At 69.5% G+C, this 16,316-nt stretch carries 13 protein-coding genes; 6 read left to right on the top strand and 7 right to left on the bottom strand.

Going from position 1 to position 16,316, the window contains the following annotated elements; all coding sequences use genetic code 11:
• Window position 1: 1 nt before the first annotated feature.
• Together E1H18_RS07005 and E1H18_RS07000 are read right to left on the bottom strand one after the other, a co-directional pair.
• Window positions 2-1,201 (bottom strand): LptF/LptG family permease, encoded by a 1,200-nt coding sequence (locus E1H18_RS07005; RefSeq protein WP_172265251.1) that lies wholly within the window; start codon window positions 1,199-1,201, stop codon window positions 2-4.
• Between the two features lie 17 nt (window positions 1,202-1,218).
• Complete coding sequence (locus tag E1H18_RS07000; protein ID WP_172265248.1) at window positions 1,219-2,499, bottom strand: glycosyltransferase family 1 protein; 1,281 nt, start codon at window positions 2,497-2,499, stop codon at window positions 1,219-1,221.
• Between the two features lie 156 nt (window positions 2,500-2,655).
• On the opposite strand from E1H18_RS07000, the gene E1H18_RS06995 reads away from it, so the two are divergent.
• Genes E1H18_RS06995 through E1H18_RS06985 form a run of 3 tightly spaced genes read left to right on the top strand, consistent with a single transcriptional unit; the run spans window position 2,656 to window position 5,658 of the window.
• Window positions 2,656-3,873: a glycosyltransferase gene (locus E1H18_RS06995; protein WP_172265245.1), complete on the top strand. Its 1,218-nt coding sequence runs from the start codon at window positions 2,656-2,658 to the stop codon at window positions 3,871-3,873.
• Window positions 3,870-4,787, top strand: coding sequence for a hypothetical protein (locus E1H18_RS06990; protein ID WP_194247889.1), 918 nt, complete (start codon window positions 3,870-3,872; stop codon window positions 4,785-4,787). Before E1H18_RS06995 ends, E1H18_RS06990 begins: the two co-directional genes overlap by 4 nt.
• The gene (locus E1H18_RS06985; RefSeq protein ID WP_206679038.1) at window positions 4,780-5,658 is read left to right on the top strand and encodes a hypothetical protein; all 879 of its coding nucleotides are present in this window, start codon (window positions 4,780-4,782) and stop codon (window positions 5,656-5,658) included. The genes E1H18_RS06990 and E1H18_RS06985 overlap by 8 nt, the downstream gene beginning before the upstream one ends.
• Before the next feature lie 19 nt (window positions 5,659-5,677).
• Here E1H18_RS06985 and E1H18_RS06980 read toward each other — a convergent pair whose 3' ends face one another.
• Genes E1H18_RS06980 through E1H18_RS06970 form a run of 3 tightly spaced genes read right to left on the bottom strand, consistent with a single transcriptional unit; the run spans window position 5,678 to window position 11,069 of the window.
• Window positions 5,678-8,725 (bottom strand): efflux RND transporter permease subunit, encoded by a 3,048-nt coding sequence (locus E1H18_RS06980; protein WP_206679037.1) that lies wholly within the window; start codon window positions 8,723-8,725, stop codon window positions 5,678-5,680.
• Entirely contained in the window at window positions 8,722-9,750 is a 1,029-nt protein-coding gene (locus tag E1H18_RS06975; RefSeq protein WP_172265242.1) for an efflux RND transporter periplasmic adaptor subunit, read from the bottom strand. Before E1H18_RS06975 ends, E1H18_RS06980 begins: the two co-directional genes overlap by 4 nt.
• Window positions 9,747-11,069 carry a TolC family protein gene (locus tag E1H18_RS06970; RefSeq protein WP_172265239.1) on the bottom strand — a complete coding sequence of 441 codons (1,323 nt, stop codon included), beginning with the start codon at window positions 11,067-11,069 and terminating at the stop codon, window positions 9,747-9,749. The genes E1H18_RS06975 and E1H18_RS06970 overlap by 4 nt, the downstream gene beginning before the upstream one ends.
• Before the next feature lie 284 nt (window positions 11,070-11,353).
• On the opposite strand from E1H18_RS06970, the gene E1H18_RS06965 reads away from it, so the two are divergent.
• Both E1H18_RS06965 and E1H18_RS06960 read left to right on the top strand, forming a co-directional pair.
• Entirely contained in the window at window positions 11,354-12,028 is a 675-nt protein-coding gene (locus E1H18_RS06965; protein ID WP_172265236.1) for a winged helix-turn-helix domain-containing protein, read from the top strand.
• On the top strand, window positions 12,015-13,367 hold the full coding sequence (locus E1H18_RS06960; protein WP_172265233.1) for a HAMP domain-containing sensor histidine kinase: 1,353 nt from the start codon (window positions 12,015-12,017) through the stop codon (window positions 13,365-13,367). The genes E1H18_RS06965 and E1H18_RS06960 overlap by 14 nt, the downstream gene beginning before the upstream one ends.
• On the opposite strand, the gene E1H18_RS06955 is transcribed toward E1H18_RS06960, so the two are convergent.
• Window positions 13,364-14,200, bottom strand: coding sequence for an SDR family oxidoreductase (locus E1H18_RS06955; protein ID WP_172265230.1), 837 nt, complete (start codon window positions 14,198-14,200; stop codon window positions 13,364-13,366). The genes E1H18_RS06960 and E1H18_RS06955 overlap by 4 nt on opposite strands.
• Before the next feature lie 52 nt (window positions 14,201-14,252).
• Complete coding sequence (locus E1H18_RS06950) at window positions 14,253-15,236, bottom strand: aldo/keto reductase (RefSeq protein ID WP_172265227.1); 984 nt, start codon at window positions 15,234-15,236, stop codon at window positions 14,253-14,255.
• Between the two features lie 170 nt (window positions 15,237-15,406).
• On the opposite strand from E1H18_RS06950, the gene E1H18_RS06945 reads away from it, so the two are divergent.
• Window positions 15,407-16,312 carry a LysR family transcriptional regulator gene (locus tag E1H18_RS06945; protein WP_172265224.1) on the top strand — a complete coding sequence of 302 codons (906 nt, stop codon included), beginning with the start codon at window positions 15,407-15,409 and terminating at the stop codon, window positions 16,310-16,312.
• Window positions 16,313-16,316: the final 4 nt, after the last annotated feature.

Genomic DNA, 16,316 nt, shown 5'->3' with positions numbered 1-16,316 from the left:
GCTAGGATGCTGGGCGTCGCACGCCGACGGCTCTCGCGATCGCGGCGAACAGCGCGGCGATGCGCTCGGAAATCCAGCTGACCGGGTTTTCGCCCGGCCGGCGGCGGCTGGCCACCCAGGTGGCGATGCAGAGGCTTGCGAAGACGGCGGCCGGACCTCCGATCATGACGGCTGCCGGCAGGTGGATAGCCGCAACGATCGCCTGACCCAGAACCATCGCCGTCTCGAACGCGAACAACAGGATGCCGCCGACCGCCATGGCCGAGCCCGATCCGGCGCGCTTGGCGCTCAGGCCGAACGGCACGGCGAGCAAGGGCAACAGCGGCAGCATCAGCGCTCTGGCCAGTCGCGAGTAGAACTCGGCGAGCAGGGACTGTCGCGGCAACATGGCGGGCGTCGCCGCGCCGAAACCCTGTTGCGCCAGCTCGATCAGGGTCAGCTCGCTGACGTCGTCGCCCCGCAGCCGCAGGAGCTTGGTGGACTGCGACAGGGGGAGTTTGAACATCACGCGCGAGAAGTTGGTGACATAGACCTGGGCGTCGCGGGTCGTGCTGACCTGGCGCCCGTTTTCCAGTTCCAGCGCCACGCTCTGGTCGCCGTCGGTCTTGCGGACCACAGCCGAGGCCGCGGTCAGGACGTCCTCGCGGCCTTCTGCGGCGATCCGGCGGATGAAGATGTGCTCCAGATGACGCCCGCTGGGGTCGGTTCGGTCGGCGGTAAGGAGGATGTCGGGGCCGGCGGACAGCAGGGCCTTGGGTCGCACGTCGCCGTTCCAGCCGGCGTTCTCGGCCGCGATCAGCACGGCATGATAGGCGTAGCGGCTATAGGGCTGGATGAAGCCGAACAGCAGCACGCTGAGCAGCATCAGCGCCGCCCCGAGTCCTACGAAGGGGGCGGCGAAGCGGCCCAGCGACGTGCCGCTGGCCAGGATGGCGTCGATCTCCGAGCTCTTGTTCAGGGCGTTGACCACCACGAACAGTCCGATGAAGAAGCCGCCGGGCAGGGTGAGGCCGACATAGTGCGGCACCAGGTTCACCAGCAGCTCAGTCAGGAAGCGAAAGCCCTCCGTCGTCTGCGACAGCAGGTCGAAGGAGCGCATGAGGCGCTCCATCAGGAAGGCGACCATCGTACTGAGCAGGACGGCGGTCATCGGCGCCAGGGTGCGCCTCAGCAGGTACCGGTCGAGCGTTGTCGGGATCATCGATCTGAACCGGACGTCTAGCTGGAAAGCGCCGACAGGCTGGCGGCCTGGGGCTCGGCCACCGTCCGGCGGGCTGGCCACAGGGCGCGCGGTTGCGGCATGCCGGGGTCTAGCGCCATGGCGGGCGTCGGGCGCGAGGCCAGGGCTTCGGCATAGACCTCGACGACCTCGTCCAGGATTTCCGTCCAGCGATAGGCGGCGCTGCGGTCCAGAGCCTCGGCCGCGAGTCGCTGCTGGGCGTCGCGATCCTGGATCACTTGCGAAAGCGCCTCGGCATAGGCGGCCGGCTGGTCGGCGCAGAGCAGGGCGTTACGGCCGTGCCAGAGCAGGGCGCGCGTGTTGGGCGCGTCGGCGCAGACCATGGTCAGCCGGGACGCCATCGCCTCCAGATTGACGTTGCCGAAGGTCTCGGTCGTGCTGGGATTGAAGAAGATGTCGCCGCTGGCCAGCGCCGTGGCCAGGGCCTCGCCCGACAGGAAGCCGGCGAAGACCGCCTCGGGAAGCTGCTCCTGGAACCACGGACGCGACGGGCCGTCGCCGATCACCAGGACCTGCGGCGGCTGGCCGTTGGCCTGAAGCCGCCGGACGGTCTCGGCGAAGGCCGCCAGGCCCTTTTCCATGACCAGTCGCCCCAGGAACACCACCACCGGACGGTCCGGCGAAAAGCCCTGGCTCAGCCGCCAGGCTTCGCTGCGACGGTCGGGGTTGAACAGATGGGAGTCCACGCCGCGCGCCCAGGTGCGGACGCGGGTCGACGGCGTATGGGCTCGCAGTTCGTCGCCAATCGCTTCCGTCGGAGCCATGACGTAGTCGCACTGGCCGTAGAACTTCCACAGCTGGCGACGCACCAGGGGCTGCAGGCGGCCCAGGCCGTAATAGTCTAGATAGGAATCGAACAGCGTGTGCAGGCTGGCGACCACCGGGACCTTCAGCGCGCGACCCAGCTTCAAGGCCGCGCTGCCCAGCAGGTCTGGCGCGGACAGGTGGACCAGATCGGGCTTGAACGCCCGAACGTCGCGGCGGATGGCCTTGGGCAAGCCCAGAGCGAGACGATAGTCGTTCCGGAACGGGATTTTCACCGACGGCACAGAGACCAGATCGCCCACGGGCTCGAACGCCGCCTGCGGCGCGGTGGGGGAATAGACCCTCACGGTTGCGCCCAGCGTATCCTGCAGGTGACCGACCAGCCGGTTCAGCGACTTGTTCGCGCCGTCCAGCGTGTAGTTGTAGTTCCCCGAGAACAAGGCAATCCGCAACGGGCGCGCGCCATCGGCGTGCGTCAGCGTCTTGATGTCCATAGTCGTCCTTCCAAGTGTACGCCCAGCCCCGCGCACTACGACGTCGCACATGCCCCCCCTCCACACGGATTTTGAAATCGGTGAGACTCGCGCGCTGTCGCGACGCCTTTATACGGAGGCGATATGGCCTCTTCGTGAAACTGGCCGGAAAACACGATGCGTGTTGTGGATGTCGCCGAGTTCTATTCGCCAACCGGCGGTGGCGTGCGGACCTATATCGACCGTAAATTCAAGGCCGCGGCCCAGATGGGCCACGAGCTGTTCGTCATCGCTCCAGGGGCGGCGGATGGATTCGAGCCCCGCGGCGGGGGCGGCGTCATCCAGGTGAAGTCGCCTCGACTGCCGTTCGATGCGAACTACCACATGTTCTGGGACGCGGCGCCGGTGCACCGCTGGCTGGACGAGCTTTCGCCGGATTTGGTCGAGGCGTCATCGCCCTGGCGCGGCGCCTGGATCGTCGCCAACTGGCAAGGACCGGTCGCGCGCGCCATGTTCATGCACGCCGATCCGGTGGCGTCCTATCCGCAGCGCTGGCTGGCTCCGATCGCCAGCCCCGAGCAGATCGATCAGCTGTTCGGCTGGTTCTGGTTCTACCTTCGCAATCTGACGGGCCATTTCGCCTCCGTCGTCACCGGCGGCGGCTGGCTGGCCGAACGCCTGGAAGGGCAGGGAGTCGAGGCGGTGACGAGCGTGCCGCTGGGCATCGACCGCGGAGCCTTTTCTCCCGCGCTGCGCGACGAGAGCCTCAGAGCGCGCCTGCTGCAGGCCTGCGGTTGCCCGGAGAACGCCAAGCTCATCCTCGGCGTCGGCCGCTTCCATCCCGAGAAGCGCTGGCCGATGGTGATCGAGGCGGTGACGCGCGCCAGCGCCGCGACGCCGATCGGCCTCGTCTTGATCGGCGACGGCATCGACCGCGTGCGGGTCGCGCGTGCGGCGGCCGGCAATCCGCACGTGCGTGTGCTGCCGCCCATCCACGATCGGCCGCTGTTGGCCGCGCACCTGGCCAGTGCGGATGCGCTGGTCCACGGCTGCGAGTCGGAGACCTTCGGCCTTCTGCCCGCCGAGGCCATGGCCAGCGGCCTGCCTGTCGTGGGACCCGATCGCGGCGGCTTCGCCCATCTGGCTCGGCCGGCGACCTCGGAGATCTACCGTTCGGGCGACGTCCAGGCCGCCGCCGCCGCCATCGGCCGGCTGCTGGCGCGCGACGCTGCGACGCTGAAGGCCGCGGCGGTCGCAGCCGCCACCGGCGTTCGGGGCGACATGGATCACTTCGCCGATCTGTTCGACCACTACCAGCGCGTCTCGCTGCAGACCCGGCCGGCCAGGGCGCGCGCGCCGATCCCCTCGCTGCTGACCGCCGGAGCCCGACCTTGAGCGACAAGTCGCGACAGCTGTCTCTGGGATGGCGCCTGCTTGGCGTCGCCGCCTTCGTGGGGCTGGTCGGCGCCATTCTCTGGCAACTCCGCGGCGCCGCGTCGGACGCGATGACCATGATCGTCCGCCTGCCGCCGCTCGTCTGGCCGGCCCTGGTGCTGCTCTACATGGTGCAGCCGCTCTGCGAGTTCGTGGTCTTCCGGCGGCTTTGGAACATGCCGGTCGCCGGCTTCGAGGCCCTGCTGCGCAAGAACGTTATCAACGAGGTGGTGCTGGGCTACAGCGGCGAGGCCTATCTCTATGTCTGGGCGCGACGGGCGGCCGGGGCGGTGGTTGCGCCGTTCCAGGCCATCAAGGACGTCAACATCCTGTCGGCCCTGCTGGGCAACCTGCTGACCGTGGCCCTGGCGCTGGTCAGCGCGACCCATCTGCGCGACCTGGAGCTCGACAAGCGACTGGGCCCGGCCCTGTGGTCTGGACTGATCCCGGTGGCGATCTCGCTAGGGCTGCTGGTCTTCGGGCGGCGGGTCTTCTCGCTGCCGCGCGACCAACTGGTGTTCGTCGGCGCGGTCCATGCGTTCCGGCTGATCGTCGTGACCGGGCTTACCGTGCTGATCTGGTGGATGGCGCTGCCGCAGGTCGCCATCAGCCTGTGGATCGTGTTCCTGACTATCCGCTACCTCGTCTCACGCATCCCATTCATCTCGAACAAGGAACTGGTGTTCGGCAATCTGATGCTGCTGGTGTTGGGGCCGCATGCGCCGGTCGCGGTGCTGCTGGCGGCCTTGGCGCTGATCACCCTGTTCCTGCACCTGGCCGTCATCGTCGGCCTCGGGGCGCTCGGCTTGGCGCGCGGCGTCTGGCGAGCGCGCGGTGAGATCGCTCCCGTCGCAGCCGAGGCCGTTCATGACTGACTGGACGACGCGGATTCCCGGTCGGGACATCTGGCGGATCGGACTGGTCGAGGCCGCGATCGGCGACGTCGCCCGGAACGGCTTTCCGCCTGATGCGCCGATCTGCTGGCTGGCCGAGGAGGGCGGGCTGAAGTTCCTGGCTGATCCGTTCGGCCTTTGGCGTGACGGGCGGCTACATCTTTTCGCCGAAGCTTACGACTATCGCACCCGCAAGGGCGTCATCGAAGCGCTCGAGCTGGGGCCGTACTTCTCGCCGGTGCGTCGGGCGGTGGTGCTCGAAGAGCCCTGGCATCTGTCCTATCCGCAGGTCTTCGAGGCCGATGGCGAGGTCTGGATGCTGCCCGAAGCCCATCGTTCCGGCATGCTCACCCTGTATCGCGCAGCTGAGTTCCCCCGCGTGTGGGAGCCGGTCGTTCGCCTGCCGCTGGACACGCCGGCCATCGACGCCACGCCGTTCCGCTACGATGGTCTGTGGTGGCTGGCCTATTCGCCGACCGGCCCACAGCGCTGGAAGCAGGGACGGCTGCATCTGGCCTTCGCCGAAACCCTGACCGGGCCGTGGCGGCTGCATCCGGGAAATCCCGTTCGGATCGATCGCGCCTCCAGCCGCCCCGGCGGTACGGTCTGGATCGAGGACGGCCTGCCGCGCCTGCCGGTGCAGGATTGCACGCGCACCTATGGCGGCGGGCTCCGCCGGCTGACCATCCTGAAGCTGACGCCCAACACCTTCGAGGCCGAGGCGTCTGCGCCTGTGGATCTGCCGTCCGGCGTGGGGCGCTACAGGCACGGGCTGCACACGCTGTCGGCCTGCGGGCCAGTCACTCTGTTCGACGTCAAGCGGATCGACCGGTCGCTCTGGCCGGCGCGCTGAGCGCCGGCCAGAGCCGGGATCAGGTTGCCGCGCGCGGCGGGGCGGTCAGGCGGACCAGCACCGGCATGGCCAGCAGCACCAGCGGATACTGCAGCAGCAGGCCGGCGATGATGGCGATGGCCAGGGGCTGCTGGATGCCCGAGCCTTGACCGATGGCCAGGGCCAGCGGGGCCAGGGTCAGGATCGCCGCCAGGGTCGTCATGGTGATCGGGCGCAGGCGGTTGCGGCTGGCTTCGCGGGCGGCCTGGGTCGGCGGCATGTGGCGCGACAGCTCCTCGAACTCCGAGATGTAGAAGATCGCCATCTCGGCGCCGATGCCGATGATCATGGTCATGCCCATCAGCGCGGTGATGTTCAGGTCGACCTTGGCCAGCCACAGGGCGGTGAAGACGGCCGTCGTCGACAGCAGCGAGCAGCCGATCACGATGAAGGCCAGCGAGAAGCGGCGATACAGCGCCAGCAGCAGGACCAACTCGGCCACCAGGGCGGCGGCGAACACCTTGATCAGGCCCGAGAAGGCGATCTGCTGCTGCTGGTAGAGACCGCCCAGTTCGTAGCGTACGCCGGGCGCCAGCACGCCGGGCTGGTCCAGCGCCTTGGTCACGTCGGCGATCGCCGCGCTCATGCCGCGGCCCTGAATGCGGCCGGTGACCGCGACCATCGGCTCCAGGTTTTCGCGGCTGATCTGCGGCTGGCCCGCGACCGGGACCAGGGTCGCCACGCGTGACAGCGGGAACACGTGGCCGTCGGCGGCGCGCAGCGGCAGCTGGGCTAGGCGGGTCTGGCTGAGGCCCGTCGCGTCGGGAACCCGGACGCGGACGTCGACCGCCTTGCTGGGCTGGGCCAGGGTGGTGGCGACGACGCCGGTCAAGGCCGCGGAAAGCTGGCTCTCGACATCGGCGGGCGCGATGCCCTCCAGGCCGGCCCGCACCGGATCGACCTGGACGTCCAGGGCGTCGCCGGCCAGGCGGACCCCGTCCTTGACCTCGATGACGCCGTCGATCTTGCCGACGACCGCGGCGACCTTCTGGGCCTGAGCGTACAGCATGGTCGGGTCGGCGGCGTACAGCTTGATCTCGATCGGCTGCGGCACGGCCGTCAGGTCGCCGATCAGGTCTTCCATCAGCTGGGCGACCTCGACCTCGACGCCAGGGACCTTGGCGGAGACCTCCTCGGCCACGGCGGCGGCGACGTCCGCGGTCGGCCTGCCGTGGCCGGGCTTGAGGCGGACGAAATAGTCGCCGTGGTAGCTTTGGCCCAGGTCGCCGCCCAGGCCCGTGCCCAGGCGGCGCGAGAAGGTCAGGACGTCGGGGTTGGCCCGCAGCAGGGCGTCGATCTGGCCCACCTGCCGCCCGGTCTCGTCCAGCGACGTGCCCGGCACGGTGAAGTAGTCCATGATGAAGCCGCCTTCGTCGACCTTGGGCATGAAGCCGGTCGAGACGTGGGAATAGCCGACATAGCCGATCGCCAGCACTGGAAAGAGCAGGGCGGCCAGCAGCCAGGGCTTGGCGTTCAGGCGATCCAGGGCCGCATCGTGGACGACGGCCATCCGGCCTTCGCCGGCCTCGCCCGGGTCGCGCCACTTGCGGAAATCGACCAGCCAGCCCACCAGGATCGGCACGACGAAGGCGCTCATCGCCCACGAGATCAGCAGGGCCGCGCCCATGGTCACCGACAGGGCCTTGGAGAAGGCGCCGGTCACGCCGCTCAGGAACGACAGCGGCACGAAGACGATCAGGGTGGCCAGGCTGGAGCCGGTCAGGGGCGCCATGAACTCGCGGGCGGCCGGGATGACCGCTGCGCGGCCCAGGGGCTCGCCGTCCGGACCCGGAGCGCCCGCGCGGCGGGCGATGTGCTCGACCATGACGATGACGTCGTCGATCAGCAGGCCCACGGCGGCGGCGACGCCACCCAGGGTCATGATGTTGAAGCTCATGCCCAGGATGCTGAGCACCAGCATGGTGATGGCCAGGGTCGCGGGGACGACGATGATCGCCACCAGGGTCACGCGCCAACTGCGCAGGAACCACAGCAGCACCAGGGCGGCCAGCACCAGGCCGATCAGCACCGCGTCGCGGACGCTGGCGACCGACTGCACGACCAGTTCGCTCTGATCGTACCAGTTCACCAGCTTGACGCCGGGCGGCAGGGCGACGCCGGCCAGCTTCTGGCGCACGGCCTGGGCGATCTGCACGGCGTTGCCGTCGGGCTGCTCATAGATGTTGAACAGCACGGCGGGACGGCCGTCCTCGACGATGCGCTGCCATTGCAGGACCGCGCCGTTCTGGACGGTGGCCAGGTCTCGCACCCGCACGACGCCGGCCGGGTCGGCGCGCACGACGATGTCGCCGATCTGGGCGGCGGTCATCGCGCTGGCGTCGACGACGACCAGCGAAAGGCGGCCGCGATCCTGCACCTGGCCCACGGCGCCCAGCACGTTGCCGGCGCGGATGGCGGCGGCGACGTCGGTCATGGCCAGGTTGTGTTCGGCCAGGCGGTGCGGATCGGCCAGCACCTGCACCTCGGCGGTCTGCCCGCCCTGGACGCCGACGCGGGCCAGGCCCGGGATCGACGACAGCAGCGGGGTGATCTGGTAGCGGGCCAGATCCTGCAGGGCGGCCGGGTCGGCGGTGTCGGAGACCAGGGCGTAGGAGATGATCGGAAAGACCGTCGGGTCCATCCGCCGGACGTTGTACTGCGCGCCGGGCGGCAGGGACGGCAGGATGCGGGCGACCGCGGAATCGACCAGCAGGGTGCTGGCGACCATGTCCCGGCCCCAGCCGAAATCGACCGAGATCTGGGCCGAGCCGCGGCTGGTCTCCGAGCGGACGTTGAGCACGCCGGGCACGGCCCGAATGGCCTCCTCCACGGGACGGGTGACGGTGAGGGCGGTCTGGGCCGCCGGGCGGCTGCCAGCGTCCAGATCGACCACGACGCGCGGGAACGAGACCTGCGGGAAGAGGCCGATCGGCAGGGCCGCGGCGGCGGCCAGGCCGGCCACAGCCAGGGCGACGGCGACCAGGATGACGACCCGCGATTGCGAGCGCAGCAGGCGTTCCAGCATCATTGACCTCGCCGGACGGCGTCGCCGTCGCTGACTTGATAGGCGCCGTCGACGATCACCGGGCTGGCGGCGTCGACCGCGCCTTCCACGACATCGCCGGCGTCGGACGACAGCAGCAGCCGGACGGGCACGGCGTGCGCCTTGCCGCCGGCGACCTGGAAGATGCGGGTCGGGGCGGTCGCGGTGACCACCGCCGCATGGGGCACGATCCAGCCCGACATGGTGTTGGTGGAGATCGCCGCCTGCAGGGCCTCGCCCGGCAGCAGCGCGCCGGTCGGGAAAGCGATATCGACATCGACCAGACGCGTGCGGGGATTGAGCGCGCTGTCGGCGCGTACGACCCGTCCCGTCAGGGCCTGGCCGCCGCTCAGACGCGTCAGGCTGGCGGACTGTCCGGCCGCGACGCCGCTGCGCAGGGCCGGATCGATGCCGACTGTAACGACCAGGCCGTCGTTGCGGGCCACGGTGACCAGCGGCGCGCCGGCGGCGGTGCGATCGCCCAGCGCGACGGGGATCGCGGTGACGACGCCGTCGAACGGCGCGACGAAGGTGCGGACCGCCTGGCTCGCGCCTTCCGCGCCCAGGGCGTCGAGCACGACCCGGGCGTCGGTGACGGCCTTGTCGGCTTGAGCCAGCTGATCGGTGGTGGCCAGCTGCTGGGCCAGGAGCTGGGCGGTGTTGGCCCGTTGCTTCTGGGCGGTCGCCAGGGCGGTGATGGCCTGCTGATAGGTTCCGCGGGCGGTGGGGGCCACGGCGAAGGTCAGCAGGGCTTGCCCGGCCTGGACCGCCGCGCCCGGCGTCGTCGTCAGTCCGACGACCTGGCCAGGCTGGGCCGAGCTGAGGGTCTGGGCGCCGTCCAGCGTCGGGCTCACCGTGCCGTAACCGGACACGATGGCGGGCAGACCGCCGCGGGCCGCCTTGGCCGTCGTCACCGCGACGCTGGGCGTCGGCGGGGTGGGCGAAGCGGCGGGACCGCAGCCGGATAGGGCCAGGGCGGTCAAAGGGATCAGGGCGACGGCGATCCTCATCGGCCAGTCCCCGGTTCGGCGGGAAGGTCGGCGGTCGGCAGGCCGTCGCCGACCAGGGTCTCGATGGCGATCTGGCGATCCAGCAACGCGTTCTCCAGCGTCATGATCTCCTGGTCCTTGGCAAAGCGGTTGGAGACGAGGTCGACATAGCCGCGCTCATCCAGCCGGCCGGCGTCGAAGGCCGTCTGGGCCTGGCCAGCGGCGGCCTGCGCCGCAGGCAGGTCGCGGCGGGCGATGGTCAGCTGATCCGAAAGCTGCTCGATCTCGGCCAGCATGGCTCCGACCTCGCCTTGCACGGCGGCCAGGCGGGCGGCGTACTCGGCGTGCAGTTGGGCGCGGGTGGCGTTGGCGATGGCGACGCCGCCCTGGTTGCGGTCGAAGATCGGCAGGCCCAGCGAGATGTTCGGCCCGCCGTTGACGACGTGGGCGTTGTCGCTGTTGACGCCTGCGCCCAGCACCAGGTTGGGGAACTGCCCCAGGATCTCGGCGCGCACGGTCTCGTCGGCGGCGGCGTAGCCCAGGCGCAGGGCCAGCAGGTCAGGGCGGCGGCCTGGCAGGTCGGGCAGGCCCGCGCGGATAGCAGCGGCATCGAATGGACGCGCCGTCGGCTCGGCGGCGAGCGGCAGGTTGGTTCCTGGCGCCAGGCCCAACAAGGTGTTGAGCTGACTCCTGAGCGCGAGCCGCTTCTGATCCACGCCGTCCAGCGCGGCCCGGGCGGCCTGCAGGGCCACGCGGTCGGGGGCGATGCCGGTCAGGGTCAGGTTGCCCGCCGCCAGGGCCTGCTCGAGCCGGGCGTTTCGCTGGGCCAGCAACTGGTAGGCAGAGGCGTAGGACGGCCGTGCGCGGTCGGCCAGGATCAGGTCGGCGGCCAGCTGACGGGCGCGGCCGGCGACCTGCCATTCCTGCCAGACGATGTCGGCGGCGACCTGGCCTTGGCTGTCCTGCGCGGCGCGGCGGCGCGGGGCGTAGGTGATGAGGGCGCGAATGTCCTGCGACAGGCCGATATTCCAGGCCGGAGCCGAACCTGCGCCCGAGATCAGCGGCAGTAGCGAGCCGCTCAGAGTGGGATTGGGCAGGATGCCGGCCTGCTTGGCCTGGCCTGCGGCGACCCCGCGACGCAGGCGCGCGGCCTTCAGGTCGGGATTGTTGGCCAGGGCCAGGTCGGCGACCTGGTCGATCGTGAGCGGCGCCGTCACCGTCGGCGAGGCGGAGAGCGGCGGCGCGGTCGGCAGGGGCAGGGGCGTATAGTGGGCGCAACCGGCCAGCAGCAAGGCGCAGGACGCCGCCCAGCGCCAGCGCCGCGGCGAGGTTTCGAGCATGGGATCGATCCGGGAGAAAAGGCCGCCGGAACGCCGAGGCGCTCCGGCGGCAGAGGACGGCTTTAGACGCGCACTGCCGTCATCGCCCTGGGGGGGCGAAAAGGGCGAGGAAGGCGTGGCGTTGTAAGGCAAGGTCCGTCCGGGTGGTCGAGCCAGCAGGGGCTCGTTCCCGGTTCTAGGGGGCGACAGCTTCGGCCCCGGTGAGCCGAACATTGATTCTTGCCAACTTGCCCGTCCGGGTCGCGGAACGGCATCATCCACCTGAAAGGGAGTGATCCGCCGCCGTGAAGCTGCTTTTGCTCGAAGACGATGAACGCACCCGCAGTCACCTGGAACGGGTGCTGAGCGCGGCCGGGCATACGCTGGACGCCTGCGCGACGGGGCAGGAGGCGATCTTCCTCGCCACCAGCAGCACCTATGACGTGCTGATCCTGGACCGGATGGTCTCGGGGGTGGACGGGTTGAACGCGCTTCGGGCCCTGCGAGCGGCGGGGGTGCGCACCCCGGCGCTGTTCCTGACCGCCATGACCGGCGTCGAGGATCGGGTCGAGGGGCTGGAGGCCGGCGCCGACGACTATCTGGCCAAGCCGTTCGCGACCAGCGAGCTGCTGGCTCGGGTCAACGCCCTGGCGCGCCGTCCGCCGATCGCCGAGGTCGTCACCGTGCTGCGGGTCGCGGACCTGGAGCTGGACCGGCTCAAGCGCACCGTCGTCCGGGCCGGCAAGCGCATCGACCTGCAGGTCCAGGAATTCAAGCTGCTGGAATATCTGATGCTGCACGCCGACGAGCTGGTCACCCGCACCATGCTGCTGGAGAACGTCTGGTCGTTCCACTTCGACCCGCGCACCAACGTCATCGAAAGCCACATGAGCCGGTTGCGCGGCAAGATCGACCGCGGCTTCGAGCGGGAGCTGATCCAGACCGTGCGCGGCGCAGGCTATCGCCTTGACGCGGGCTGAGGTGCGCGGTCCCCGCGCACTGGCCAGCGGCGCATTCCGCTTTGCGCTGCTGCTCGCCCTGGTGTTCGCCTGCGGCTCGGGCCTGCTGCTCTGGACCGTCGAGCGCCAGGTCGGGACCTTTGCGGTGAAAGCTGCCGAGACCATGCTGCTGAACGAGGCCGAAGTCCTGGCGGGCGACTACGAGCGCCAGGGTCTGCCGGGGCTGAGCGAGGCCATGCGGCGCCATGGCGACGTCCAGCGGGAGGCGCAGTTCCAGTATCTGCTGACCGACGCCGAGGGTCGGCGCCTGTTCGGGACCTTGCCGGCGGACGCCGCACAGGTCGGCTGGGGCGAGTCCCGGGTGGAGGAGCCCGACCTGTCCCAGGTCTTCAGGCGCTATGGCCAACGGCTGCCTGGCGGCCTGACCCTGGTGGTGGCCACCGACACCTTCGATATCGATCAGGTCCGGCGCCGACTGGTCCGCTTTACCGTGCTGAGCGGCGTCGGCATCACCCTGTTCGCCCTGATCGGCGGATATCTGGCCGGACGACTGTTCCTGGGACGGCTGGATCGGGTCAACCGCGCGGTCGACCGTATCGTCGATGGCGACGGCCAGGAGCGGCTGCCCAGCATCGGCGTCGCGCCTGAGTTCGACCATCTGACCCGCAACCTCAACCGCATGATCGACCGTAAGGCCGCGGCGATGGACGCGGTCCGGCAGGTCTCCACGGCCATCGCCCACGACCTGCGCACGCCGCTGACCCGCCTGCGCGAAAGCCTGGACATCATGCGCGAGGCCGAGACGGTTGATCCGGCCGCCATCGACGGGGCCGTGGCGCAGACCGAGGATATACTGGCGACCTTCCAGGCCTTGCTGCGCATCGGAATGATGGAGGGGGGCGTGGGCCGCAAGCGCTTCGCCCCGGTCGATCTCAGCGAACTGCTGGACCGGGTGCGGCAGGTCTACGAGCCGGTGGTCGAGGACGCCGACCACCGGCTGGTCAGCGACCATCAGCCGGGCCTGTTCGTGGAGGGCGATGGGGAGATGCTGACCCAGCTCTTCATCAACCTGGTCGAGAACGCCATCGTCCACACGCCGCCTGGGGTCACGATCACCACCCATCTGAGCGCGCGTGACGGCCAGGTGGTGGCGCGGGTCAGCGACGATGGCCCCGGGATCGCCGAGGCCGAGCGCGACAAGGTGTTCGACAAGTTCTATCGCGCCGACGCCAGCCGCTCCACGCCGGGGGCGGGGCTGGGCCTGTCGCTGGTGGCGGCCATCGCGGACCTTCACCAGGCGCGCTATCGCGTCGCCCCCAGTGCGAGCGGCTTCTGCGTCGAGCTGGTCTTCGCCGGCTAGGCTTGAGCCGTCGGCGCCAGCGGTCCGTAGAACCAGCTGGCGGTCACGCCGCCATCCATCAGGATGTCGCTGCCGGTGATGAACGCCCCTTCGGCGCCCATCAGCAGCGCTCCGACCGCTGCGACCTCGTCGGGCGTGCCGGCGCGGCCCACGGGGGAGAGGTCGATCATCCGTCGGTAGCCTTCGCCGCGCGGACCGCTCAGCTCGTCATTGGCCAGGGGTGTCATGATGATCCCGGGGCTGATCGTGTTGACGCGGGCGCCGCGCCGCCCCCAGCGCACGGCTTCGGCTTTTACGCGCAAGGCATTGGCGCGCTTGGAGATCTGATAAGCGTTGAGCGGGTCGGTGACCTGGTCAGGCTGGAGCATGGCCAAGGCCAGGAGCTCGTCGGCCGGCGTCGTCGCCAGCAGCGCGTCCTGCTCGGCCGTCAGGGCGGGAAGGCGGTGGCCCGATTGCGAGGCGATGACGACGGCCGAGCCGCCTTGGGCGATGACGTCGCCGAAGGTCTCGAGGATGACAGCCGTGCCGTAGAGATCGACCTGCAGGATCGTCGCCGGCGGCGCCTGGGAGGGCGAGACACCGGCGGCGTGGATCAAGCCCGTGACCGACCCCAGCGCGGTCGCCTTGGCGACCAGCGCCTCGATGGAAGCGCGCTGGGAAATGTCGACCGCGGTGGTGCTGACAGCAAAGCCGGCGTCGGCGAGCACCTTCGCCGCGGCCTCTGCGGTCTCCAGCCTCAGGTCCGCGAGGAGGACATGTTTGCCGGCGCTGATGCGCCGGGCGATCGCGACGCCGATCGAGCCAGCGCCGACGATGACAACCACTGGGTTCATGGACAGTCCATGGCTTTGGCGCTTAACGCGCATTGTTGAGGGGAGCGGCCGGTCAGCGGCCCTGGCGGTCGCGCATGGCGGCCGGGTAGCGTTCGCCAACCAGAGCGATCGCCGAGAGCGCCGTGTCGATTTCCAGTAAATCGTCGCTCGACAGCGTGACGTTGGCGGCGCCGATGTTCTCTTCCAGGCGATGGAGCTTGGTCGTGCCCGGGATCGGGGCGATCCAAGGTTTCTGGGCCAGGAGCCAGGCCAGGGCGATCTGCGCGTTGGTGACGCCATGCTTCTTGGCCAGCACGCCCACCTGGTCGACCAGCGCCCTGTTGGCTCTGCGGTTCTCGACCTCGAAGCGAGGCACGACCGTGCGGAAATCGCCTTCGGCGAACTGCGTGGTGTCGTCGATGGCGCCGGTGAGGAAGCCCTTGCCCAGCGGGCTGAAGGGCACGAAGCCGATGCTCAGTTCTTCCAGCAACGGCAGGATTTCCGTCTCCGGTTCACGCCAGAACAGCGAGTACTCGCTCTGCAGCGCGGCCACGGGCTGAACCGCATGCGCCTTGCGGATCGACTGGGCGCCGGCTTCGGACATGCCGAAGTGCTTGACCTTGCCGGCCTGGATCAGGTCCTTCACCGCGCCGGCCACGTCCTCCATCGGCACGTTCGGATCGACGCGATGCTGGTACAGCAGGTCGATGGTGTCTGTCTTCAGGAGCTTGAGCGAGGCTTCCGTCACGGCGCGAATGTTCTCGGGGCGGCTGTCCAGACCCTTGGCGACCAGGCCGTCGACGAAGCCGAACTTGGTGGCGATCACCACCTGGTCGCGGAACGGGGCGACCGCTTCGCCCAGCAGCGCTTCGTTGGCGCCCTGGCTGTAGGCCTGGGCGGTGTCGAAGAACGTCACGCCACGCTCGAAGGCGCCGCGGATCAGGGCGACGCCCGTGTCCTTGTCGGTCGGCGGGCCGTAGCCGAAGCTCAGCCCCATGCATCCCAGACCCAGGGCGGAAACCTCCAGCCCGCTGTCGCCAAGAGTACGCTTTTCCATCGTGGGTCTCCTTCCGCGACAGACGCCGCGGGCGTGGTGGACTTCAGTGAAAAGGGCGCCGCGCGGCGTGACCACGAGGTCGGCTCCTCACCGATGGAGGGACAATAGGCCTCGCTCATTCTGCTGATTAGCCGCTAGATTGCGCATGAAGTCATGCTTTGAGGTTATGAATGAAGCGGGATGAGGCCGGCGATCTGCTGGCGTTCATGGCGGTGGCCGAGGAGGGCAGCTTCACACGCGCGGCGGCGAAGCTGGCCACCTCGCAGTCGGCGCTCAGCCATACGGTTCGCCGCCTGGAGACGCGGCTGGGCCTGCGCCTGCTGTCGCGTACGACGCGAAGCGTCGCCCTGACCGAAGCAGGGGAGCGGCTGCTGCGCACGATCGGTCCGGCGTTCGCGGAGATCGACGGCGGGATCGCCTCGCTGAGCGAGCTGCGCGACAAGCCGGCCGGCACGATCCGGATGACCACGTCGGAGCACGCGGCTCACACAGTTCTGTGGCCGGCGCTTCGACCCCTTTTGCGCAGCTACCCCGACCTCAATGTTGAGCTGGTCATCGATTCCAGTCTGACGGACATCGTGACCGAACGTTTCGACGCCGGCGTTCGCCTGGGGGAATCCATCGCCAAGGACATGGTGGCGATCCAGATCGGTCCAGAGCTGCGCATGGCTGTCGTAGGGGCGCCGTCCTATTTCGCGGAGCATCCGAAGCCCAAGGCGCCTCAGGATCTGGCTGACCATCGCTGCATCAACCTCCGCCTGCCAACTGCCGGGGGCCTCTATGCCTGGGAGCTGGAGAAGGGCAGTCGGGACCTTCACGTCCGCGTCGACGGCCAGCTGATCTTCAACAATTCGCGGATGATCGTCCGCGCTGCGGTCGATGGGCTGGGCCTTGCCTGTGTGCTCGAGGATCTGGTGGCCGAGGCCCTGGCCTCGGGCGAGCTGGTGCGGGTTCTGGGTGACTGGTGTCCGCCGTTCGCGGGCTACCACCTCTATTACCCCAGCCGCCGACAGCCTTCGGCGGCCTTCGCGCTCGTCGTCGACGCCCTGCGGTACCGAGGAGAGCGTTCGCGCTGACGAC

The organism is Caulobacter sp. RHG1, from assembly GCF_013181195.1.
GTDB lineage: Bacteria > Pseudomonadota > Alphaproteobacteria > Caulobacterales > Caulobacteraceae > Caulobacter.
The sequence above is the reverse complement of the archived record's forward strand: the minus strand, read 5'-3'. Positions and strand labels throughout refer to the sequence as shown.